A 23,555-nucleotide genomic window follows, 5' to 3' on the forward strand; every position below is an offset into this window, starting at 1 on the left:
CACCGGAACCCGCAATGACTACGTCGTGATCAGGCGGCGGCCTGTCGGTCGCGGCGCACAGGCGACGGCTCGTGGCTCTGCGCCAACGCTACGGTTTCGGTGACGTCAAGGATGAGTCCCACGCGACCGTCACCCAGGATCGCGCCACCGCTCACGCCCGGTACCTTCCCGAGGCCGTCGCCGAGCGTCTTGGCCACGACCTGTTGCTGGCCGAGGAGATCGTCCACCAGCAGGGCGGTACGGCGATCGCCGTCGCCGACGATCATCAGCAGCCCATCGAGCGGCGACTGCACCGCGCCGTGCACGTCAAAGAGACGGTGCAGGCGAATGATGGGCAGGAGTTCACCGCGCAGCAGCACCGCTTCGCCGCGTCCTACGACGGTCGAGAGCATCGACTGCTCCGGACGGAAGCTCATGTGGATATGCGTGAGCGGGATGATGAAGCGTTCGTCGCCGACGCGGACGAGCATGCCGTCGGTCACGGCAAGCGTGAGAGGCAGGCGAATCGCGAACGTCGTGCCCTTACCCGGCGCCGACGTGATGTCGATGCGTCCTCGAATCTTCTCGAGGTTCCGGCGCACCACGTCCATCCCGACGCCGCGTCCCGAAATGTCGGTGATCTGTTCGGCGGTCGAGAAGCCAGGCGCGAAGATCAGATTGAACACGTCGCTGTCCGTCATGCCCTTGTCGCTCTCGATCAAGCCCTTCTCGATCGCTTTCTTCACGATTTTATCGCGATGGAGGCCGCGCCCGTCGTCCTTGAGCTCCACCACCACGTTGCCTGACGCGTGATAGGCATGCAGACGAACCACACCGAGACGCGGCTTGCCGTTCGCGACGCGCTCATCGGGCCCTTCCACGCCGTGGTCCACCGCGTTGCGCACCATGTGCACGAGCGGATCGCCAAGCACGTCCACCATGTTGCGATCGATTTCGACATCGTCGCCATCGGTGACGAACTGCACCGTCTTGGCAGCCTTCGAGGCCGTGTCGCGCACGACGCGCGTGAGCTTCTGGAACGTGGCGCGGAGTGGGACCATGCGCATAGACATGCTGAGATCCTGCAGCTCGCGGACGATCTTGCCGGCGTGCGTGACCTTGCGCAGGAGCTCGTGCTGCTTGCCCGCGCCGAAGAGTTCGTCGCCGGCGATCATCGACTGCGCGATCACCAGTTCGCCGACCATGTCGATCATGCGGTCGAGGCGATCGGTACGCACGCGGATCGTGGCATCGGCGTTCGACTCCACGCGCGGCTTGTTGTTATTCCCGCTGGCCGCGGCCGCCGACGGCGAGGCGACCGCCGTGTTCGACGTCGTGGCGATCGGGAAGATGTCATCGGTGTCGGACACGGCCCGCACGGCAGCGGGCGCGAGCGGTTGGACCACCGGCAGCATGACGCCGTCCGCGTCGCGCGCGGGGTCATAGGCGGCGAGGGCGTCGAGGAGCTCGTGGTAGCCATCGGGAATGGGCAGCTTGCCGTCGCCGTTCAGGCCGGTTTCCACCGACATGAGCAGCGCCTTCAGCATGTCCGCCGAGCGCAGCGAAAGATCGGCGCACCCCTTGGTGTAGGCGATTTCCTTGTCGCGCACGCGACTCAACAGGGATTCCGCTTCATGCGCGAAGGCGGCGATGCGAGAGAGTCCCAGGAAGGCCGAGGTGCCCTTTACGGTGTGAAAGGCGCGGAAGACCGTGTTGACCGCTTCTTCGTGGTCGGGGAATTCCTCGAGTTGCAGCAGCGCGGCTTCGGAGTGCACCACGCACTCGTTGCTCTCCGTGATGAAGTCGGGGAGCAAGTCGCGGTCGGCATCATCCGGCAACTGATCGACGCCCACGTGGTGCTGCAGCGAGCGCGTCTGCTCGTGTGGCGCCTCGGGTTCGTCGAGCGCGAAGACGGGTACGCTGGCGGTCACGGCGGCGGCGGCCGTCTCCGCAGCGCGCGCCACGATGCGATCGGCCGGCGACACGCTGCCTTCGCTCGCGCGCATGGCCTCCTCGATCGCACCGCTGACATCGGCGAAGGCGGCGGGAATATCGGGTGCGGTGCCATTGACGATGGTGCCGAGCACGCGCGCCGCACGGGCGACAAAAGGCTGCGCGCGGTGCGGCACGCGATTCTCGAAGGCGAGATCGGTGAGCGCTTCGCGCAGCATCGCGAGATCGGCGGTATCGGTTGCTTCCAGCTGCATCAGCAGCGTGGCGGCATCATCGAGATTCAGAGAGGACACGGGCAAACCGTCGGAGGGCGGCAGTCGGTACCCAGGCGGGTACGATCATCATTGAGCAGTATCGGCTCGAAGGGTCATCAGGTTTACCACTGTCTACCGATTGGACACCGGAACGACGAACGGCCCGTACCGGTGAAGGTACGGGCCGCCGTGGTCACGCGTCGGAGCGGGGGGGACGCTACGCCGCGGGAGCGCGCACGGCAGTGAAGATCTCGTCGGCCAGCGCTTGACGTGTTTCCGCGTTGAGCGTCGAGGCATTCGGATCGTAGGTCGCTTCATCGGGCGCACCGTGCTGCCCGTTTGCAATAACCTTCACATGGTCCGCGTTGCTATCGAAAAGTTTGGCCACGTCGAGCAGCCGGTTCTCCATCTCGACCAGTACCGCCGATGCGTGTGAGAGCTGCTGCGACGTGATGTCCTGGAACTGGAGCGCACCCATCATGAGAAAGAGCTCGTCGCGCAGATTGGCGCGAATCCCACCGGCTTTCTCCCGATCAGGGCTTTCCCCGGCATCGATCGTATCGAGCTCGTCGACCATCTGCGTGGCGCGATCGCAGGCGTCCATGATGTTGATCGCCGCGTCCTCCGTTGCCGACGTGACTTCACGGATCTTCTCGTGCGTCGTCGCAAGCTTCTCGAGCGCCGTCGTCTGCAGCGCGGCGCGGCTCTCGCGCAAGCGCGACAAGACGTTCAGGATCTGCGCGTTCGCCTGTTCGAGAATCTGCGGAAGTTCGGACAGCGAGAGCAGCGGAACGATACGCGCCGACGGCTCTGCGGCGTCTCGGACATCATGCATGCCTGACAGCTCATGGTCGACGAGGCGGAGGGCCGCCTCGGACTCGTACAGGACTTCCTGCGCACGGCTACTGGTCATTGAACTGGTCCTCAGGCCGCGGCTGCCGGGAGGAGCGCGTCGATCTTCTCCTTCAGCACCTGCGGAGTGAATGGCTTGACAATGTAGTTGTTCACGCCTGCTTCCATTGCCGTCAGGATGTCTTCCTTCACGGAACGCGCCGTCACCATCAGAACGGGAACATGGCGGCCATCATCACGCGACCGGAGCACTTTCGTGAACTCAGTGCCGCTCATGTTGGGCATGTTCCAGTCCGTGATCACGAACTTGATCGAACTGTCGAACTTCGCCAACGCTTCCTGACCGTCGCCGGCTTCGACGGTGTCGTTGAAGCCGATCCGCTGCAGCGAATTGATTACGATGCGCCGCATAGTCGCGGAATCGTCCACCACAAGGAACTTCATACAGCCGGTCTCCTGATCGTGCCGGTCGGAGTGGGCCGCAGACCTACAGGTCGCCGCGCGTCAGAATGCGGCGCGCTACCTGGTCCACGACATCGAGAGTGTTGTAGGCGCCCGTGAGCACCTTCGTGCGTAGCTCAGCCACACGTTCCGGGTTCAGGGCGTTCGCCTGCTCAGTATTCAGGCGACGACCCGCGTCCGAAATCTGGACCGAGTCCGACTTGACCGGCTTGGTGGCCGGTGACTGCGTGATCTCCTGCGCGGGACGCTGGACGGCAGGGCTGCTCGTCGGCGTCGGGCGTAGTGGATCGAAACTGCTTCCGTGTATTCGCATAAGGGTTCCTCCTCCTCACATGGGACTATCGGCAGGAATGGCGCGCAACTTTACAGGTCGGAAGGATTTCCTTATCCCGGAAAGCGACGTCCCTGTCGCCCAGGTGGTGCGGGTGGAGCCCGTTCGGGACCTAACGACAGTCCCGGCGGTCGTGCAACGCTCTATCCGTTCGATCGAGCGGGGTAGCTGATATCGAGGGTGGGGGCCCGAACATCCATGTCCGACGGATCCCCCTGAAAGTGCACGGCGGCCCCGGTGTGCCACGGCTTTCCGTCCGTGCCGCTCACCAGGTAGGCCGCCTGCAATCGCAGCAGTTCGACCTCGTCATGCTCCATCAGTGCTTCGTGCTGGGCTGCCTGATCGAGCTCGTCCAGCTTCTCCTGCAACAGCGCGCTGAACGCCTCGGGGGTGGCCGATCGTACGGACATCGTTCGCGGGTCTCTGCTCAGCGGAGACGGTCAACCAGATGTGCTCCGGCGGCCGATCCGTATCCGAGACCTGCACTGCTCGCGCGCTGCACGGCGTCGAGCTCGCTCCGGATCTCGTCGGTCCGGCGCGCCACCTTGGCGGCCAGCTCCATCGTGACGCGGTGCGACGTGCTCAGCGCGGCGGACACTTCCGTGAGCAACGCGTCGGCGTCATCGACCGCCCGTTCCGTCGCCGCATACAGCGGGCTATCGGCGGTCGGACGTTCGAGACGCAACATCACGAGGTGTTCGCTAAGGTCCTGCAACATCTGATCGCGCTGTTCGAGGAGACTGAACAGCCGGTCGTCATCCTCTCCGACCGCATCGACCGCTTCGCGCGCGAGGGCATCGGCGCTGGCACAGATCGCCAGCGCTCCGCGAGCGGCGGCTTGACGGGCTTCGGGACTGCGTCGACCGAACCGACCGGCGCGAATGGTGTCGAAGGCGTTCATGATCGGGTTCCGTGTCACGCCGTCTTCAGCTTCGCGACGCCGACGTTACCGGCGGCCGCGGCGGCGGTGAAGCCGTCACGCAGCGACGTCGCGATGTTCACGAGCTTGCGCAGCGTGGCCACGTCACCGCGCTGACCGATGTCGACGAGTTCGTAGAGCATGAACTGATAGAGATCGGCCAGCTGATTGGCGAGCGGTCCACCTTTCTCGAAATCGAGCGTAGCCAGCAACTCGCCGACCAGACCACGCGCGCGTCGCAACGACGTGACCCGCAACTCGACATCCTTGCGGTCCATCGCGATCCGCGCGCGCTCCAGGTTCACCACCAGCTGTTCGAACACGATCACGACGAGTCGCTCGGGAGATGCGGACTGAATCTCCATTTCGCGATACGACGAGGACTGGCTGGCGTAGGACATCGGGACGGTGGCTAGAGTCAGAACAGATACGAAAACTGCGTCACTCGTGAGTATCGGCAGTTACTGGTTGCCCTGAAGTCCCTTGACGCTCGAAAGCAGCGAACTGCTCTGCGAGGTGAGACGGCTCATGGCTTCTTCCATTCGCGTGAACTGCGCCACGAGCTGTTCGCGCTTGAGTTCGATACGCTTCTGCGCATCAGCCTCGCGCTTCTTCAGCAGAATCGTGTTCTGATTGATGTTCTTGAGCTGGGCGCTGATCGTACCGACGCCGAACTGCGTTGCGTTGTCGGTCGCCGTCACGAACGCCTGACCTACACCGGTGAAGCCGAACAGGGTTTCAATCTCGCCCGGCTTGTCGGCAAGGGCCGTCTTGAAGGTGTCCTGGTTAAACGTCAGGATCCCGTTGCGGTCGAGCGTCACCCCGGCGATGGTCAACTTATTGTACGTCGGGTTGCTGCTCACATCGGTACGGAGCGCTTCCTGAAACGTGCTCACCACACCGCGTAACAGCGTATCGGCGTAGAGCGGTGCATCACCCAGACGCTGCTCATCGAAGAACTTCCGGATCTCGTTGTACGAGTCCACGAACTTCTGCACGGAGTCGACCGTCCCCTTCACGTCCCGATCGATGGTCACATCGATCTCCGTGCCGGGTTCGGCGGTGCTCAGTGAGAGCGTGACGCCGGCAATGGCATCGGTGATGTTGTTGGTCGACCGCGTGACTTCGCGACCGTCCACCCGGATCACCGCATCCTGACCCACCTGTAGTTCACGACTGCGTCCGGCCACCGACGTGGTCGCCGATCCGAGCGAGCCACTGGACCCGTCGGCGTGCGTGACCGACATCGACAGTGACAAGCGCGAAGCACCGCCGGTGCCATCGGTGAGACGAATACGACCGTCGCTCCCGAGGGCCGCCGTGGCCGTACGCGAACCCGAGCCGAAACCCGTGGTGGCATCATTCACCTTGTCGAGCAGCGTCTGCATGGTATCGTTTGCGCCAACGACCAGTCCGATCGTCACGGCGGTGCCATCACCGCGCATCCCGCGGATGTTGATGGCATCGCCGACGGCCAGATTGGACGCCGAGCCTCCGAACTTGAGCCCGACCAGCGACGTCGCGGCACCAGCGACGGCATCGGCCGCATCGGTGTACACGGGCGTCTGCACCGTCTGCTTCACACTGCCCGTGGTGCCGGCGGCAAAGCCGAGCGCGTCGATGACGGACTGCGAGCCGGCATCACCATCCACCGCCGTGACGTTGCCGTCGACGACCAGGCGATAGCGCGTCTCACTGCCGTAGGCTTCGGATTCTACCGACGCCGCACCCCCAGCCGCGTTGATCTTGGCCGCGATCGACGCAATCGATTCGGTAGCCAGATCGGCCGTGATCACCGTGGTGCCCACGCGAATCGAGGCCGGCTGCGGGGACACGGCCAGTCCGAGTGCGGCGGCGGCAGCGAGACTGGCCGACGACACTGGCTTGCTACGCGTGTCGATGAACCCGAGCTCGCGCGCCATACCACCGGTGCCGTCGACAATGGCCACGCCGGACGCACCGGCGGTCTTGGCTGTCAGCACGAGACGACCGGCGGTGCCGCCTTCGCTCACGATGGCCGCCGTCACCCCAATATTGGCGTCGTTGATCTTCGTGCGGATGTCCGCCAGTGACTCCGTACCGACGATGTCGATCGAGGTGCCGTTGATCGACAGGGATCCGGTCAGTCCTCGCGCCGCCGTGGTGTCCGCGACCGAGGCGCCGCCAATCTTCGCCGTGTCGGCGAGTTGCAGCACCTCAACACGATAGCGCCCCGGCGTCGCCGTCAGCGAAGCCGTAGCAGACAACAACGTGCGGGACGTGCTCGGACTGGGCGGGACGGTCGCCAAAAAGCCGCCGAACCCGGTGCGCCGCAGATTGCGCGCATTCGTGTTCAGCGTTTCAACGAGGCCCTGCATCTTGGTCCACGCCGTCTTCTGTGCCGCGCGCTTCGTAATGCGATCGGTGATCGGTGTGACCTGACGGGCTTCATAGGCCTTGATCGTCGAATCGACGATATCGCCCCATTGAATGCCGGTGCTCAGTCCACTGATGTTGATCGGACTCGACATGCGTTCCTCCTACTGCTTTTCTAAGGCCAGACCCCGGGGCCGGCAAACTCGCCGACCCCGGGGTTAATCACCTACTGGAGAACTTCAGGTTTAGCGGAGCAGCTGGAGCACGTTCTGGCTGCCCTGGTTCGCCTGCGACAGCATGGCCTGTGCAGCCTGCGTCAGAATGTTGTTCTTGGTGAATGTGGCCATTTCTTCCGCCATGTCGACGTCGCGGATGGTCGACTCGGCCGCGCGGACGTTCACGACGGCAGACTTCAAGTTCTGCACCGTGTAGTCGAGCACGTTCTGGCCGGCACCGATGTTGGCGAGCGTGGAGTTCACCGCATCAAGGGCCGTGTCTGCATTGGCGAGCGTCGAGCTCGCGGAGAGCGCCGTCAACGTGAGCGCGGCATTGACCGTCACCGTGCCGTTCGAGGACGAATCAGAAACCTGGAACGTGAGCGAAGCGAACACCGAGGCGCCCTGGAAGTCCGCATCCGCCAGGATACGAGCCGACTCAGTCTGGAGCGTGGCGATTTCGGTACCGAGGGTGGCCGATACGGTGCTGTTGTTACCCGTCGACTCCTTCTGCGTGATCAGTTCCTTCTGACGTTCGATGATGCGCTGGATCGTGGACGCTGCACCTTCCGCGATCTGAAGCATCGCATTGCCCTGCTCCGCATTCGAAGCCGCCTGCGTGAGCGACCGGCTCTGCGTGCGAAGCTTGTTGGCGATCGAGAGACCAGCCGCATCGTCAGCCGCACGGCTGATCTTGAGGCCAGAGCTCAACTTCCGCATGCTGTTCTCCGTCGCCATGTTGTTGACGAAGATGTTGCGCGAAGCAGTGATGGCGCCGACGTTCGTGTTGATACGCATGAGACTATCCTCCGTGATGTTTACTCTGAGGCATCCGTGCCTCGCCCGGATCCGACTATCGAATCGCGGTCAGATGATATTGTCGTCCGAGCCCGAAAGAACTTGAGCGGGAGATTTCGAATGCTCCGCCGGGATGGAACACAGCATCACATTTCGGGCGCACCTGACACGCTCGTGGCGTGCAGCGTCACATCAGCGGCGCATCGCCCCTGTTGCCGCACATGACACAGCGCCCGAGTGACATCGAAGCGTGGCTCGTGGCGGGCCAGACGGCGCTCGATGCCGGCCAGCATACCGACGCCGCCGCCGCGTTTGCGCGCGTGCAGGACGCGCTGCCCGGCGAGATCACCGCAGCGCTGCTGGTCGCCAACGCCTGGCGGCTGGCGGGCAACACAGTGGCCGTGCGTGATGCGCTGCTCTCGGTCTTTCGGCACGCGACCGACGCCACGTCCGGCACCGGTTTTATAGAAAGCGCCGACGTCACGGCGATCTATGAACTCGGTGCGGCGTTACTCGACGCCGGCGCGCCCGCCGAAGCGAGGCACCTGTTCGAGCGGGTCGTACGAAAACGCCCTAAGGACCCAGCGGCGCTGGGCGCGCTGGCCGGTGCGACGCGGGCTGATGGCGATCCGCAGCGGGCATGGCCGATCGTACAACGCGCGATGGCGATCGCGCCCAAGCAGCCGGCGCTGCTGCTCACGGCCGCCCAGATCCGACACGCACTGGGCGATCTCACCCGCGCGCGGTACTGGCTCGATCGGGCGGAAGCCGTGCGTCCGGCCCATGGACCAACGAGGCGTCAGCGCGCGCTGACCTCACTCCTCGCGGGCCCGAGCGCCGACGGCTGGGCGGACTTCGAACACCGCGGATTGCCCACCCCTCCCACCACCGGCGCGGCCGCGTGGCACGGCGAGCCGCTCGAGGGGCAGACGATCCTGGTCACGGCGGAACAGGGCCAAGGCGACAACTTCCAGTTTCTACGATTCGTCGCCGCGCTGACGCGGCGCGGCGCAGGGCGCGTGGTGGTGGAGTGCCATCCGGGCGCGTTGTCGCTGTTCATCGCGAGCGGCTTTGACGCGGTCGCGAAGGGCCACGCTCCAGTCACCGACTGGTACGTGCCGATGCTGTCGCTACCGCATTGGTTGGGAACGGGCAACGACGTGGCCAGCAGCGACATCCCGTATCTGCGCACGGGGGCGGCCGCGCGATTGAGTGCGGCTCCGTCCGGGCATCGTCGGATCGGCGTCGTCTGGCGCGGGAATCCGGCGTTTCCGGCCACGACGCTGCGGGACTTCGACCCGACGCTGCTCCCGCGCCTGCTGGATATCCCGCACGTCGAGTGGGTGTCGCTGCAGGTTGGCGCAGCGGACAGCGAGACGCCAGAAGCATTTCTCAAGCCGAAATTGTCTTTAAACTGGCTTGATACTGCCCTATTACTGGAACATATAGACGCCCTTGTAAGCGTGGATACGGGCATTGCGCACTTGGCCGGCGCCATGGGAGTTCCCACCGTCATCCTGCTCCCGTTCACCCCCGATTGGCGCTGGGGGCTCGGCGTTGCCGGCACGCCATGGTACCCGGCGGCGCGGCTCATCAGACAGCGCGCGCCGCGTGACTGGGCGAGCGTGGTCGACGCGTTGACTCGCGCCCTCGACTCGTAGCGTCCGGCAGATTCTGCCGGATCCGGAGGACGACGTTGCCGATTCACGTCGCGCCAGATGCCCGGCAAACCTGCTAAGATGTTGAATAGCAACGACTTGAATATGGCACAGTCCGTGCATTTGAACGGATCGTCATGCCTGTCTCCTCGTCGATCCATACTCCACGCGCGAATCAGCGTGCCTCACTCGCGCCAGCGTCTGCGCGCGGGGGCCGCTAATGCGTCCGGTCGTCTGGGTAGGGCCGGTGTTCGAACCCACCGGCTATGCCGACGAGGTGCGCGGAATGGTTGCCGCCCTCGAGGCGGATCGCGTTCCGGTCAGCCTGCGCAGTAGCACCAGTGACGCTCGGGGATTTCGCGAGACCCTGAGCGTCGACCACTTGGCCGCACTGACGCGGTGCATCGAGCGTCCGGTGCCAGGCCCGTTCGTTCAGGTCCAACACTCGACGATCGACAGCTTCGCGCCCCCCCACGAGGAGGCGGTGTACTCGGTTGGGCGCTCGATGTTCGAGACCGACGGACTTCCCGGACACTGGGTCGCCGGTGCGAACGCGCTGGACGAGCTGTGGGTGACCGGCGACTTCAACGCGCAGACCTTTCGTGAGGCCGGCGTCCGCGTGCCCATGCACGTCATTCCCGGTGGCATAGACAGTCAGCTCTTTCACCCGGACGGCGCACCGTACGCGATCCCCGGCGTTCGCGGAACCGTCTTCCTGAGTGTCTTCGAGTGGCGCTTGCGCAAAGGGTGGGATGTGCTGCTGCGCGCATGGGCAGATGCGTTCTCGCCCGATGACCACGTCACCCTGGTCATTCGCGCCTATCCCATCGGCAACGTGGACGGCCGACGAAATGCCGACATTCTCAACGAGCGGATCAACCGCTTCCTCGTCGAAGCCTGTGGACGGCGTCGTGCCGATGTCGCCCGGATCGTCCTGATCGGCGAGCGGGTGCCAGCGCGCGATCTGCCCGCCTTGTATCGCATGGCCGACAGCTTTGTGCTGCCCACGCGAGGGGAAGGGTGGGGTCGCCCTTTTATGGAATCGATGGCGTGCGGCGTACCCGTGATCGCGACGAATTGGAGCGCGCATCTCGCATTCCTGAACACCGACAACGGCTATCTCATCGACGTCGACGGCCTCGTGCCCGCCGACGCGACCGAAGTGTCGGTGTACGCCGGGCAGCACTGGGCAAACCCCAGCGCACCGCACCTGAGCGTCCTCTTTCGCCGCGTCCATGCCGACCGCGCCGAAGCACGGGCACTCGGCGCACGCGCGCGACAGGACATGGTCACCGACTGGCCGTGGTCTCGGGTCGGTGCGGCGATTGGTGCACGCCTGAAGGACATCGGTCGGACCGTGGATGCCATGCGCAGACCGGCCGGTCGTGTCGCAGCGACCGAGGCCTCGACGGCAGGCGTGATCGTCGAGGGTGGGAGCGGCAACACACGGCGCCGTCATTCCAACGCCAGCGAATGGCTCTTCGCCCTCCATGATCGTGGCCGCGTTCCGTACGCGTGGCGCACCGACGAACACGGCGTACGACCCTCTTGGTCATCTCCCGCAATCGTGGCCTGGCGGCATCTCCGCAGGACGCTGCCTGCGGTGGCCGTCCATCTCACCGTGCTCGACGAGAAAGCGCTCGTCACCAGTCCGCGCACGCCATCGCAGGGCGCATGGGTCATCGACACCGGCAGCGTCGTGACCGACCGCGTACCACCCTGTTTGGTCACGTCATTGCGCGATCGTGCCGATATCGTCGTCGTCCCACATGACGCGGCGCGTGCCGCCGTACTCGCGATCGGCGCCGACCCGGCACGTATCGTCGTGCTCCCGGCGGCAGTAGACGCCAGCCACTTCACACCGACCGGTGCGCCGTACGGCAGACCGGCGACCGCTGCGACCCGCTTTCTCCTGATCGGTGGAGACCAGCCGCACCGCGCACTGGCACGCGTGGTCAGTGCCTACGAGCGCGCCTTCACCGCCAGCGACGATGTGCTGCTGCATCTCGTGCTGCCATCCCGCCTCCGGGAAGACCTGAGCGCCTGGAGCGCCCGGCTCATGGCCGACGTGTCGGCCGGCCGGCGACATCCGAATCTCCCTGCGCTCTGGGTCGACAGTTCGCCCATGACGTATGATGAAATGCCGTCGCTCTATCGTTCGAGCGACGTGCTGTTACACGTGGGCACGGCGACCGGTCGCGGACGCACGATCCGTGAGGCGATGGCATGCGGGGTTCCGGTGATCGCCACCGACGATGCGCTGTCGCGACAGATCGTCGGTGCGGATGCCGGCTGGCGTGTGCCGCCATTCGGCGATACACCGGCCGCCGCGGACGCGTGGCGTGAGACGCTGATCAACCGCATGCACATGGCAACCGACATCGCGTCGCGACTCGAAAAGGCGCGGGCCGCGCACGAGCGCTCACGCACGTTCGCGACGATCGACGCCTGCCGGAGCGCGATGGTTGATTTGCTGACGCAGTGGGACACGCTCACACCGCGCTCGCAGAGCGTGGAGACGCCGTCGGCGACGACGCGGCCCTTCGCGCTGCAAGCGCCGCGCGGCCTCGTGATCCTAGCGCACGCCGACTGGCACAACGGCATGTTGCCTGCCATCGCCCGCGCCTTTGCCGGCGCCTGCTCGACCGACGATGACGTCACGCTCGCGATCTGTCTCGACCCGGCGCAAGGTGTAAGCGCCGAGGACGCGACCGACCGCCTTCGTGCAGCGATGCTACTGGCCGGCGGCAGCGACGCGCAGTGGCCGGACGTGCTACTCATCGAGGATGCGTTCGACAGCGACACACAGCGTCGCTTGCGCGCAGCGGCCGACATCGTCGTCGCCGTGCGTGATCCCGCCGCCGCCACGGCCGCGCGAGCGGCGGGGTGTGCGGTGATCGACTCGCTGCTCCCGTCTGCATGGCACGCCGCGATCGCGCACCAGTATCCTCGTGAACTTTCTTCCAGACTGTCTGCATGAGTGCCCATGAGTAATCCACTTTGCCGCAAGGTTGCCGTGTGCGCGCTGTTTCGGAACAGTGCCGCGTACATCGATTACTTTCGCGCCGTCATGACGGCGCAGGCACGCGATCACATCGAGCTGGCGTTCTCACTGGTCGAGGGAGACTCCACCGACGACTCGCACGCGCGCCTTCAGGCATGGGCTGCAGCGGACCGCCGTGTCACCCTCTCGAAGGTCGACGTCGAACCAGTGGCCGACTTCGCCGATCGCGTCAGCAAGTGGGCGATGCTCGGCAATGTGGCCGTCGAGCAGGCGCTTGCTACCGACTGCACCCATGTGCTCTGGTGCGAAAGCGACCTCGTGCTCCCTTTCGATCTGCTCGACCAGCTGCTGGCCGAACCAGCGGATATCGTAGCCCCCGCCATCTTCCTCGGCACACTGTTCTACGACACGTGGGGATTCCGCGGATTGGACGGCGCGCGCTTCAGCAACGAAGCGCCCTACCATCGCGAGTTTCGCCATCACGCCCGTGTGCCGCTGAGCAGCGTCGGCAGCTGCGTACTGTTCCGGCGAGAGCTGTTCGATCAGGGGGTTCGCTTTCGCGGCAGCTATGACGACGGACTGCTCGTTGGTGTCTGCCGAGATGCGGCGGCACTCGGCTTCCAGACGTACATGGACAGCCGTATTGCCATCGTGCATCCCACGTCGCTCTGGAAGCGCCAGCAGTACACACTGGGTGCGGTCGACGTCCAGTGCTTTCGACCGGAGAACCAGGACCTGCTGGCGCGCGCGGCGCAGCGGGTCGTCTCGGACGTTCGCATCACCATCGGCAGCGTCGACATGAGCGGCGACCATCCCGTCTTCGCGCCGGTGCATGACATCATGCGCGCCCATCTCGCGGATACGCCGTTTGCTGTCCGCCTCCGTCTCGCCTCAGAACGCGACAAACAGTACGCGCTGATCCTTTCTGATCTCCCCGCTCCCCGGGTCCTGCCATGACTGCCATCCGCTATCCGGTCACCGAGCCCCATCTCGATGACAACGACCGCTCGCACCTGCTCGACGCGTTCGATTCGGGCTGGATCAGCTCGCAGGGACCGTATCTTCAGAAGTTCGAGCGCAACTTTGCCGAGTTCGCCGGAACGACGCATGCGTTAGCCACCTGCAACGGAACGACGGCCCTTCACCTCGCGCTGATGGCGCTCGATCTGAAGCCGGGACAAGAGGTCATCGTGCCGACGTTCACGTATATCGCCTCGGCGAATGCGGTGCACTACTGCGGCGCCGTGCCGGTGTTCGTCGACTGCTCGGCCGATACCTGGAACGTGGATCCGGCAGCGGTCGAAGCGTCGATTACGGAACGTACAGTCGGCATCATGCCCGTACACCTCTACGGTATGCCCTGCGACATGAACGCACTCGCGGACATCGCGCGGCGGCACAACCTGTGGCTCGTGGAAGACGCCGCTGAAGCGCATGGCGCGACGGTGAACGGCAAACGCGTCGGCAGCCTCAGCACCATCGCCAGCTTCAGCCTCTTCGGCAACAAGATTCTGACAACGGGAGAAGGCGGTGTCGTGACTACCAACGATCCGGAACTCGCACGGCGCATGGAGCTGCTTCGCGGGCAAGGCATGGATCCGTCGCGTCGCTACTGGTTTCCGATCGTCGGCTACAACTACCGCATGACGAACCTCGCGGCCGCACTCGGCGTATCTCAGCTCTCCAAAGCGGAGCGTCTGATCGCTGCGCACCAGCAAGTACATGCGTGGTATCGCGAGGCGCTTGGTGACATGCCGGGCCTTGCGTGGCAGGGCGAGCGGCCGGACACCATCAGCGTGCAGTGGCTCACCAGCATCCGGCTCCGGGCTGCCGAGCATCGGCCGGGGCTGCGCGACGAACTCATGGAGCGCTTGCGAGCAGACGGCATCGATACGCGTCCGTTCTTCTATCCGATGCACAGCCTGCCGCCCTACGAGTCGTCTCGCCCGTTTCCAGTCGCGGACGCCATCGCGTCGTCAGGCATCAACATTCCGTCGTCACCTCGGCTAACCCGCGACGATGTATTCGTAATCGCCGATCGCATTCGACACCATGTCGAAGAGATCGAACTCGGAGACGTGTTCGGTGGCGTGTCGGTGTCGGTGTCCGATGCAACTGGCGTTCCGGGTACTGAACGGATTGCCGCGTCGGCGGCCGCGTGAACAACACCGGCGCGGGTACGATCAAAGTCGCCATTCTCGGCGCCGGCGGATTCGCCCGCGAGGTGTGGTGGGCCCTCCTCAATGCGCAGGCGCACCAGAGTGCGCTTCGCTTTGAGCCGGTCATGTTCGTGGACCGTGAACCGCGGGCGACGTTGTTGAAAGGACTGCTAGTTGGCACGCTCTCCGACGTCCCCGACGACGCGTTCCTGGTGTGTGGCATCGGCGGAATGACCGACATCAAGGACCGCGTGGTTTCAGCAGCGCGTGCCGAAGGGTACCGATTTGCGCCGGCGATCATCGCTGCGGGTGCGCGCGTAGGACCCGACGTGGAGATCGGCGAGGGCACGATCATCTGTGCGGGCACGATTGCCACCACCGACATCGTGATCGGCGCGCATGTGGCCATCAATCTGGATTGCACCATCGGGCATGATGCCGTCGTCGGCGACTTCGTCACGGTGTCTCCGGGCTGCCACATCTCCGGCGGCGTACACCTCGGCAGCCACTCGTACATCGGCACCGGCGCCTCGATCCTCGAGCATGTCTGCATCGGTGATCACGCCATTCTCGGAGCCGGTGCCGTGGCCACGAAGGACATCGGCGAATACGCGCTCGCCGTTGGCGTGCCAGCCGTTGTGAAGAAGATCCGCCAGCCGGCCTGAGCGCCACCTCTCCACTCTCTGCGATCGACATGACCAGCTCCGTCCTCTCTTCTTCGGTTTCCTCACTTGCACAGCGCAACCTCGAGGCGATTCGCGATGTCATCGGATCGCCAGCGCTGAACAGTGCGACTGCCGACACGCTTGAACAGCTCGCGCCGGACGATGTCAATAAGCCGCGCTTGATCGAGTGGCTACGAGAGGGCGCCGCACGACAGGAGCGTCGCTTCGAAATTCGGTCTGCCCTGCGGGCGATCGCGCATGCGACGCAGCCGCGCAGCTATCTCGAGATCGGTACGCGTCGCGGGTGGAGTCTCGCGCAGGTGCTGGCCGAGTCGCCGGAGGTTCAAGCGTACTCCTTTGATTGGTGGATGCACGACTACGGCGGCGTGGACAATCCTGGTCCGGGATTCGTCCGCAATGAAATGCGGCGCGTGGCGCCCGATCATCGAGGCGCCCTGCACTTCCTCTCGGGGAACAGCCACGACACGCTTCCCGTCTTCTTTCAGGAAGTGCAGCTGGGCCCGGTCGAGCTCGACGAAGTCGTATTGCTGCGAACCGGCGAAGCAGCCCCGCGCATGTTCGACCTGATCACGGTGGACGGGGATCACACGGCACTGGGCACGTGGTGGGATCTCGCCGACGTGCTGCCGCACATGGCGGTTGGCGGTGCACTGGTGTTCGACGATCTCCTCGATTCGTCCGATGAGTTGCTGGGTGACTCGCCGAGCAGCCGGTACGCAGACATTCGTTCACATCCCGACGACCTGCGCCCCTCGCTCCTCTGGCTGTGGGAACACGTGAAGTCGGTGCTGGACGGCTGGGAGTTCATCGAGTCATTCGACTCGATCGTCCCGATCGGGATCGCGGTGCGCATGCGCTAGCGCATGCGATAGCGCCCGCGGGTACTACGCGAGCGAGACGCTCGCCATCAGCGCACGCGCTGACGCCGTCCAGGAAAGCCTCTTCGATGTCTCCACACCGGCCAGATTCACCGCCAGTTCACTGTGCTGACGTTCGCCGTGTACGTCCCGGAGATGTTGTACTAACTGTTCATGCTGCGGGTCGCCCCACGCGGCCCAGCGGCCAGCGTGCTCGCCCGGCACCGACTCTTCGAGCGCGTCGATAGCGACCAGCTTCGCATTGTCCGCGGTGAGATAGGCCGTGTGCGCCGTGCACGCCGATGCGATGACGCGCTTGCCCATGGCGAGCATCTCGAGCGCCTCGAGGTTCCAGCCTTCCGCGCGCGCCGGGAATACCGCGCAATCGGCGATCGCCATCGCCGCCGCCAGATCCTTCTGGTGCGGCAATGGTTTCGTCACCAGCGTGATTCGCGAGGCCATGGGCGATTGCTTGAACGGTGCCAGCATCTCGTCGAGTCGCACCGCATCGACGAACGCGTTGTGGCAGATGAGTACCAGTTGCACGGCGTCTTTCGGCGAAAAGGCCGCCTCGAACGCGCGGAGCAGCTCGCGCTGACCTTTCCGGGATTCGAGTTTCCCCACGCTCATGAAGACCGTATCGCGACCGCGCTTACTGGCGGGAGCGACCTGCTCATTGAACACGGTACGATCGACACCAAGCGGAACGATGTCGATCGGCGTACGCCAGATGCCGTTCTCCAGCAGCACGGTGCGCGCCCACTCGCAGGTCACGATAAGGCGATCCTGCCGTTCTAGATGGTGTCGTTCCGACGCGTTAAAGCTGTCCAGTTCGAAAATGGGGAAGCCGATACGCGGCCCGCGACCGACATGCAGTGCCAGATCGAACTGCTGCGAAAGGCGCACACTCGGCGCGGTGTCGTCGAACTCCCCCTGGCGGGCCAATGCCGCACCAAGCTGATCATTCGTCACGATGCTTCGGTCGACGCTCCCCAGCGGGAAGTACGCGACCGGCACATCGAGCTGCGTGAACTCGCGCAGCAGGTGAGCACCGACGACACCATACCCGGTCCGACAGTACGGCGCGATGAAGGAAAATCGGTCGGATGGAAGCGGCGTCGAAGTCGTCGAGGCAGACGACGGCGTACGGGCGACGGCCGGAGTACGCTCCTCCATCACGATTGCGCTCACGGGCTGCGCTGTCGCCGTGCCGGCGATGGCGATTACCGGTGTCTTCACGTTCCAGTCGGCCGTGGCGAACAGTGCCGGTTCACCATCCGCATCGCGCATCTCGTGTATGCCGAAGCCCGCCGACTGCAGCAGTGCGCACACGTCGGCGTGGACGGTCTCGGAGGCGTTGACCGACGGGGAGAGGCAGATCGCGACGACCCGCCCGAGCACGATGAGCGCATTGAGGCTTTGCAGCACCGGTGCCAGCGAGGTGGCGTCGGCATGCACGAATACGCGCCCTTCGATGCCGACGCGATCAGCCACCAGCGTGACCAGCCGATCATGAGATAGATCGGCGTGCACAAATGCGTCGAGCCAGCCGCCGACGTCGCGCGCCGCGCTCTGCAGCAACGGGAGGGTTCCCGTCTCGTCATCGAGAACGAAGACGCTGGGCAGGCCGGTCGGCGCCGTTACGGCCGACAACGAGACGAAGCCGAACCCTGGTGCGACATCGACGAGCGCATCGCCTGCTTCCAGTTGCGCATCGAGGAACAAACGAAGCTCCGCGACGACGCCGGCAGACTGTTCCTGCTCTACCGTGTCACGCCATGCCGCGTGCGATGGCTGTGCGGGGATGTGAAATCGGGGGGCGCCGTCCTCGCGGAGCTGGGCGCTCTCGAGCGCGGGCACGATCGGCGTCGATGAAGACGTGGACGGCACGACCGTTACGACAGCCGCAGCCCGTCTTCCGCCATCGGATACGCGGACAGATCCATCGGCTCCCGCAGCGAGTACTGCTCGTCACGGTTGACCACCTGCTGCGCGAGGCCTTTGCTGATATTGAACACGATCGGTGCGCGGAAATTTCCGGTGACCGGCTCACTCGGTGTCATCGGCAAGGCGACCATCACCAGCGCCAGCGCATCGGTCGGCTCCACGATTTGCAGCGCATCGCGCTCCGAGTCACCGAGATCGATGCCGTAGTCGGTGTGCCCGACAAAGGGATCGGCCAGCACGAACGTCGTCTGCGGCTCGTCGACCGAGAGCAACCACCACAGGCCCTGACGCGCCGCGGGTAGTAGCGCGTAGGCGGTGCGCTCCGGGAAGCCCCACAACGCTTCCGTGAAGTGCATTACGGCATCTCCGCTCACTTCGATTGTGCCAACGGCCGGCGACGTGATTGTGTACGTCGTGGTGCTGCGATCCTGCTGGTCCATGACGGCGTGACTCATCAACGTCAGAGGTAATTGGCCAGGCTGAGTCCGAGGATACGCGAAGTCGCGCTCATCGCCGCCTGATAGAGCGTCTGCTTGCCTACGAGTTCCACCATCGCCTTGTCGATCTCGGTGTCGCGCAAGTCGGAGCGGAATGCCTTGAGGTTCAGTTCCATCAAATTGAGGTTGACCGTGGCGGTTTCCAACTCGTTGATGCGGGCGCCCTGCGTGCCGATCAGCGACTGTACGTTACTGTTCGCCGTCGTAATACGGTCCGCGGCGGCTTGAATCGCCGTCGGATCATTGTTGCCCAGTGCCGTCGAGAGCGCACGCAGCGACTCGAGGGCGTCGGTGTCGATGAACACTTCCGTGCCGTTGTGCGTGGGCGTGACAAAGGTATTGTCGCCGATCTCGAGCGTGATATTGCCGCTCGGGTTGACCGGGTTGCCCGCTAGCGTCAACCGCGAGAAGCTGCCGGTTGCCGGTGCCGGCGTGGCAAACGGCGCTTCTCCGGCGCGATTGCCGCCGAACAGATATTCGTCCCCGATGCGCGTATTGCCAAGGTTCGACGCGAAGTTGATGAGCTGATCGACTTCCGCCTTCACAATGAGGCGGGACTGCGGATTCGCCGTTCCGCTCGCCTGCCCGATGCCAAGCTCGATGCCGCGCGTAAGTGCGTTCGTGAGCTGGTCGAGCACGTTCTCTTCGGTGGCGGCGCGGGCGATGCCGCTGTCGACGTTTCGCTTGAACTGCGAAAGCGCACGCATCGAACTGCCGATGCGCACGAGCTCACCGCCGCTCGTGGGGTTGTCGGACATCTTGCGCAGGCGAATGCCCGAAGAAATGTCCTCCCGAATGCGATCGAGCCCCTGCAGGTTGGCCTGCAGGCGCGATTGGCTATTCCGGGTGATGATCGAGTTGGTGACGCGCATCTGACCTTTGGATTCGGTGACCGTTACATCCCCGAGGGGTTGCAACACGGTGCCGGCATTCCTCTACCAGTATCGGACTGGTGAGCCGTTCCTTTAGCAACGCGCTATTCTTCGCGTTTTTCAGAGGATGCGGCTAATTTTGCCGGGTTGCCGATTCGGATTCCCTTCTGCGGCATCCTCCCGACGCCTCCCTTCGTCCCAGCGTTGCTCCGCCATGGCCACAATTCTGTACGTCGATGACGAGCCAAGCGTCGGACTGATTCTCGAAGATTCGCTCGCCCAATCCGGCCATACGCCGATCGGCGCCCGAAGCGTGCCGGAAGCGCTCCAGATCCTGGAGCGGGGTGGCATCGACCTGATCATCTCCGATTATCGAATGCCGGGACTGACGGGGCTGGAGTTCATCCAGCTGCTCGCGCGGGAGGGGTACGACATCCCCCTGATCATGCTGACGGGGCACGCCAGCATCGAGCACGCCGTGGCCAGCATCAAGGCCGGGGCGATCGACTACATCACCAAACCGGTCCGTCCCCAGCAGCTCGAACTGGCGGTGGATCAGGCGCTCGAGTTCGTGCGCCTGCGGCGCGAGAACGAGACGCTCCGCAAGGAAGTGATGCAGTTCCGGAACGAACGGCAGATCATCGGTGACTCGCCGGCAATCCGCCGGATCCTGCAAACGGTATCGATGGCCGCACCGACCCGCGCGACGGTGCTGCTACAGGGCGAGTCGGGGACGGGCAAGGAGCTGTTTGCCCGGGCCATCCACGACCAGAGCGAACGTCGCGACAAGCCTTTCATCAAGCTCAACTGCGCCGCGCTTCCCGAGGGACTCGTCGAGTCGGCGCTGTTTGGTCACGAGAAGGGCGCGTTCACCGGCGCCATCAAGCGGGTCGAGGGTGCCTTCGAGCGGGCCAACCGCGGCACGCTGCTGCTGGACGAAATCTCGGAGATGCGGCTCGATTTGCAGGCCAAGCTGCTCCGCGTGCTGCAGGAGCAGGAGTTTGAGCGGGTCGGCGGCACCTCCCCGATCAAGGTGGACGTGCGCATCGTGGCCACCACGAACCGCGATCTGGCCGCCGAGGCCGATCAGGGGACGTTTCGGCAGGACTTGTACTATAGACTGTCCACCATCCCCGTCCTGATCCCGCCCCTGCGTGATCGGCCGGAGGATATCGCGGTCCTGGCGCTCCGCTTCGCGATGCGGACCGCAGCCGAGCTGGGCAAGAAGATCGACGGCATCTCGCCCGACGCCCTCGAGTCCATGCAGCAGTACCCGTGGCCGGGCAACATCCGCGAATTGCAGCACGTGATCGAACGCGCCGTGATTCTCACGCCGGATCCGATGATCCACGCGCACTGCCTGGAAGGGACGCGTTTCGGCTTGGCCCACTCACTCGGCGCGCCGTCGATCCGTCCGCGCTCGATCCCCACGCCCGGCGCCGTTCGGGCCGTCGCGACCGGCGCTGCCCCCGCCGCTGGGATGGCCATCGGCGGTGCGACCAACGGCAACATCGCGTTGGCGTCGCTGAATGTGGCCGATGCCGAGCGGGTGCTTATTCAGCATGCGCTGGCAGCTGCCGATAATAACCGGACGAAGGCTGCCGAACTGTTGGGCATCAGCGTGCGTACCCTGCGCAACAAGCTCAACGGTCCGGGTAAGGACGCCGACGGCGACGACGAGTAGTCGTCGGCAACTCCTACCGGGTGGGGGTGGTCGGCAAGTTTGGTCCTCGGTGCACTCGGCAAAATTTGCCCTAATGGCGTGATTGGCCGCACCGGCCTTGCTTGGAAACACTCACCAATGCCGGCTTGAGCTCACGACTCAAGACTCACCGTAGCAATGGGTTAGCGCGCCACTATTGATGAGCTCCTGATGGCCGGTCCCTTGTGGCCCGGCCATTGCTTTTTACCGGTGTGGACACGCTCGCCCTTTCACACCGGGACTACGCAGATGCTCTTCGGACTCATCGATCGCACCACCTCCGCCACGTCGCTCAAAGGCGCACTCGACAAGAGTGTGGAGCGGTCTCGTGGCATCGCGGATCGCGTCTCCAAAGCAACCGTGGGCAACGGTGACGGATTCGCGCTGGAGGCCAAGGCCGGTACTGCCCAAGCCAACGCGAATCCCGTCAACGTGGAAGACGAAATGGTGGCGCTGGCGGATGAACAGATCCGCTTCCTCGCCACCTCCCGCCTCCTCGAAAAGACATACGCCAGCCTGCGAACGGCGATCAAGGGAGGTAACGGCTGATGTCGATTGACCCGACGCGCCGCCCTGCCCTGCTCCCGATCCCGGGCCAGCAGACGATCCGCCCGATGTTCCGCTCGCTCGGCATCGCCGCCAGCGGACTCAGTGCGCAGCGCCAGCGCATGGAAACGATCGCCCAGAACATGGCGAACGCCGATGTCACCCGCGGCCCCGATGGCCAGCCGTACAAGCGGAAGGACGTCGTGATGGAAGCCGCCACGTCGCAGAACGCCCTCTACAACTCCGAGAATTTCGCGTCGACCATGGGAACGGCCGCCGCCAGCAGCAGCGTGTTGGGCAGCAGCGCCTTCGAGATCGCCACCGGCGACTCCCGCAAAGCGATCGAAGTGCCGGTGCTGCCGACGACCGGCGGCGTGAGTGGCACGATCGGCGGTCAGTACGGCGTGCGCGTGGCAGGCTTGGCGGAAGATCAGGGCGAAGGCCGTCTCGTGTACGAGCCCGGCCACCCCGACGCCAACGACGCCGGCTATGTGCGCTACCCCGACATCGATACCACGCAGGAAATGGTCAAGCTGATGGATGCAAAACGCATCTTCGAAGCGAACGCCGCGGTCTTTCAGACCGCCAAGTCCATGCTGCGCGCATCGATTGACATCTGATGACCTAACCGCACATCCGCTGCGGGCTCGGGGATCGGCGTGACTCTTCCTCCTCCTCCTCTCCGAACCACACGGTCCCCGACCCGCAGCACTCCTGGCCGCACCGCACGACTCGCCACACTCGCCCGACGCGCTTCACTCGCATCAACCGAACACCAGAGATTCACATGAGCGTCAACGGCATCAACAACACCCCGCTGCTTCCCAACCTCGGCGCGACCCGCGCCGAGACGGCACGCACGCAGAACGGCGCGCAGAATGGCGCCGAGCGCGCGCAGCAGGCGACGACGAACGCCCGGGCGTCTCAGAATGCCGCGCTCAAGCCGCAGACGCCGATCGCTGGTCAGTCCACGGCGCAGAGCACGGTGCCGGCAGAAGCGCCGGCCGGCACCGACCCGACGTTGTGGAGCGTGTTGACGAACGACGAGCGCAACTTCTTCGCGAAGACCGCCGCGCTCGGCCCGCTCACGTACAGCCGTATCAAAGCCGTCACGAACCCTGCGCCGCCGACGGCGCGCGGGATTCGCCTCGACGTCCGCGCCTGATTCCCGACTCCCACCGACTGATCATCATGCAGAATCGAATCGATCTTCTTACCCGGGCGATGCCCGAGTTCGGCGGACGCGACACCGGCCTCTCCAAACAGGTGCCGGTCATCGGGGAAGGCGAGAACTCGTTCGGCAACACGCTCACCAAGGCCATCAACGAAGTGTCTGACGCGCGCGATCGCTCGGGCGACCTCACGCAGCGGTTCGCCGCCGGCGAGAACGTCGAGCTGCATCAGGTGATGGCCGCCAGTGAAGAAGCAGGTCTCGCGCTCGACATGATGATCGAGCTCCGGAACAAGGTCGTCGAGGCCTACCGGTCCGTCATCGCCATGCAGTCCTGA

23 protein-coding genes are annotated in these 23,555 nt (G+C 64.7%); 11 read left to right on the forward strand and 12 right to left on the reverse strand.

The genetic code is table 11. The features are described from left to right. Window positions 1-29: 29 nt before the first annotated feature. From RMP10_RS21570 to RMP10_RS21610, 9 genes are all read right to left on the reverse strand, one after another. Window positions 30-2,225, reverse strand: a complete 2,196-nt coding sequence (locus RMP10_RS21570) for a chemotaxis protein CheA (RefSeq protein WP_310572144.1) — start codon at window positions 2,223-2,225, stop codon at window positions 30-32. Window positions 2,226-2,403: 178 nt separating this feature from the next. Then, on the reverse strand, window positions 2,404-3,099 hold the full coding sequence (locus tag RMP10_RS21575; RefSeq protein ID WP_310572145.1) for a hypothetical protein: 696 nt from the start codon (window positions 3,097-3,099) through the stop codon (window positions 2,404-2,406). An 11-nt stretch (window positions 3,100-3,110) separates the two neighbouring features. Further along, entirely contained in the window at window positions 3,111-3,482 is a 372-nt protein-coding gene (locus tag RMP10_RS21580; RefSeq protein WP_310572146.1) for a response regulator, read from the reverse strand. Window positions 3,483-3,525: 43 nt separating this feature from the next. After that, window positions 3,526-3,813: a flagellar biosynthesis anti-sigma factor FlgM gene (locus tag RMP10_RS21585; protein WP_310572147.1), complete on the reverse strand. Its 288-nt coding sequence runs from the start codon at window positions 3,811-3,813 to the stop codon at window positions 3,526-3,528. A gap of 161 nt (window positions 3,814-3,974) precedes the next feature. After that, window positions 3,975-4,241, reverse strand: coding sequence for a hypothetical protein (locus tag RMP10_RS21590; protein WP_310572148.1), 267 nt, complete (start codon window positions 4,239-4,241; stop codon window positions 3,975-3,977). Between the two features lie 17 nt (window positions 4,242-4,258). After that, complete coding sequence (locus tag RMP10_RS21595; RefSeq protein WP_310572149.1) at window positions 4,259-4,732, reverse strand: hypothetical protein; 474 nt, start codon at window positions 4,730-4,732, stop codon at window positions 4,259-4,261. A 14-nt stretch (window positions 4,733-4,746) separates the two neighbouring features. Further along, a complete protein-coding gene (fliS, locus tag RMP10_RS21600) occupies window positions 4,747-5,151 on the reverse strand; it encodes a flagellar export chaperone FliS (RefSeq protein WP_310572150.1) in 405 nt (134 codons plus the stop codon). A gap of 60 nt (window positions 5,152-5,211) precedes the next feature. Then, a complete protein-coding gene (fliD, locus tag RMP10_RS21605; RefSeq protein ID WP_310572151.1) occupies window positions 5,212-7,260 on the reverse strand; it encodes a flagellar filament capping protein FliD in 2,049 nt (682 codons plus the stop codon). Window positions 7,261-7,350: 90 nt separating this feature from the next. Continuing rightward, on the reverse strand, window positions 7,351-8,118 hold the full coding sequence (locus tag RMP10_RS21610) for a flagellin (RefSeq protein ID WP_310572152.1): 768 nt from the start codon (window positions 8,116-8,118) through the stop codon (window positions 7,351-7,353). A 179-nt stretch (window positions 8,119-8,297) separates the two neighbouring features. Between RMP10_RS21610 and RMP10_RS21615 the strand changes: the two genes are divergently transcribed. From RMP10_RS21615 to RMP10_RS21640, 6 genes are all read left to right on the forward strand, one after another. Further along, a complete protein-coding gene (locus RMP10_RS21615) occupies window positions 8,298-9,779 on the forward strand; it encodes a tetratricopeptide repeat protein (protein ID WP_310572153.1) in 1,482 nt (493 codons plus the stop codon). Window positions 9,780-9,996: 217 nt separating this feature from the next. Continuing rightward, entirely contained in the window at window positions 9,997-12,756 is a 2,760-nt protein-coding gene (locus tag RMP10_RS21620; RefSeq protein ID WP_310572154.1) for a glycosyltransferase, read from the forward strand. 6 nt (window positions 12,757-12,762) lie between these two features. After that, window positions 12,763-13,737 carry a hypothetical protein gene (locus tag RMP10_RS21625; protein WP_310572155.1) on the forward strand — a complete coding sequence of 325 codons (975 nt, stop codon included), beginning with the start codon at window positions 12,763-12,765 and terminating at the stop codon, window positions 13,735-13,737. Continuing rightward, entirely contained in the window at window positions 13,734-14,942 is a 1,209-nt protein-coding gene (locus RMP10_RS21630) for a DegT/DnrJ/EryC1/StrS family aminotransferase (RefSeq protein ID WP_310572156.1), read from the forward strand. Before RMP10_RS21625 ends, RMP10_RS21630 begins: the two co-directional genes overlap by 4 nt. Beyond that, entirely contained in the window at window positions 14,939-15,604 is a 666-nt protein-coding gene (locus RMP10_RS21635) for a NeuD/PglB/VioB family sugar acetyltransferase (RefSeq protein ID WP_310572157.1), read from the forward strand. Before RMP10_RS21630 ends, RMP10_RS21635 begins: the two co-directional genes overlap by 4 nt. Before the next feature lie 29 nt (window positions 15,605-15,633). Then, entirely contained in the window at window positions 15,634-16,485 is an 852-nt protein-coding gene (locus RMP10_RS21640; protein WP_310572158.1) for a class I SAM-dependent methyltransferase, read from the forward strand. 24 nt (window positions 16,486-16,509) lie between these two features. Here RMP10_RS21640 and RMP10_RS21645 read toward each other — a convergent pair whose 3' ends face one another. The 3 genes from RMP10_RS21645 to RMP10_RS21655 are packed head-to-tail and all read right to left on the reverse strand — an operon-like array spanning window position 16,510 to window position 19,798. Next, entirely contained in the window at window positions 16,510-18,372 is a 1,863-nt protein-coding gene (locus RMP10_RS21645) for a glycosyltransferase (RefSeq protein ID WP_310572159.1), read from the reverse strand. Between the two features lie 5 nt (window positions 18,373-18,377). Beyond that, entirely contained in the window at window positions 18,378-18,884 is a 507-nt protein-coding gene (gene fliW, locus RMP10_RS21650; RefSeq protein WP_310572160.1) for a flagellar assembly protein FliW, read from the reverse strand. A 5-nt stretch (window positions 18,885-18,889) separates the two neighbouring features. Continuing rightward, on the reverse strand, window positions 18,890-19,798 hold the full coding sequence (locus tag RMP10_RS21655; RefSeq protein ID WP_310572161.1) for a flagellin: 909 nt from the start codon (window positions 19,796-19,798) through the stop codon (window positions 18,890-18,892). Window positions 19,799-20,012: 214 nt separating this feature from the next. On the opposite strand from RMP10_RS21655, the gene RMP10_RS21660 reads away from it, so the two are divergent. The 5 genes from RMP10_RS21660 (at window position 20,013) to fliE (ending at window position 23,555) form a co-directional block, all read left to right on the forward strand. Continuing rightward, window positions 20,013-21,482 carry a sigma-54 dependent transcriptional regulator gene (locus RMP10_RS21660; protein WP_309671613.1) on the forward strand — a complete coding sequence of 490 codons (1,470 nt, stop codon included), beginning with the start codon at window positions 20,013-20,015 and terminating at the stop codon, window positions 21,480-21,482. Window positions 21,483-21,671: 189 nt separating this feature from the next. Continuing rightward, the gene (locus RMP10_RS21665) at window positions 21,672-22,049 is read left to right on the forward strand and encodes a hypothetical protein (protein WP_310572162.1); all 378 of its coding nucleotides are present in this window, start codon (window positions 21,672-21,674) and stop codon (window positions 22,047-22,049) included. Next, window positions 22,049-22,666: a flagellar basal body rod protein FlgC gene (flgC, locus tag RMP10_RS21670; protein WP_310572163.1), complete on the forward strand. Its 618-nt coding sequence runs from the start codon at window positions 22,049-22,051 to the stop codon at window positions 22,664-22,666. The genes RMP10_RS21665 and flgC overlap by 1 nt, the downstream gene beginning before the upstream one ends. Window positions 22,667-22,833: 167 nt before the next feature. Next, a complete protein-coding gene (locus tag RMP10_RS21675) occupies window positions 22,834-23,211 on the forward strand; it encodes a hypothetical protein (RefSeq protein ID WP_310572164.1) in 378 nt (125 codons plus the stop codon). A gap of 26 nt (window positions 23,212-23,237) precedes the next feature. After that, window positions 23,238-23,555 (forward strand): flagellar hook-basal body complex protein FliE, encoded by a 318-nt coding sequence (gene fliE / locus RMP10_RS21680; RefSeq protein ID WP_310572165.1) that lies wholly within the window; start codon window positions 23,238-23,240, stop codon window positions 23,553-23,555.

This window comes from Gemmatimonas sp. (genome assembly GCF_031426495.1).
In the GTDB taxonomy this organism is placed as follows: Bacteria; Gemmatimonadota; Gemmatimonadetes; order Gemmatimonadales; family Gemmatimonadaceae; genus Gemmatimonas.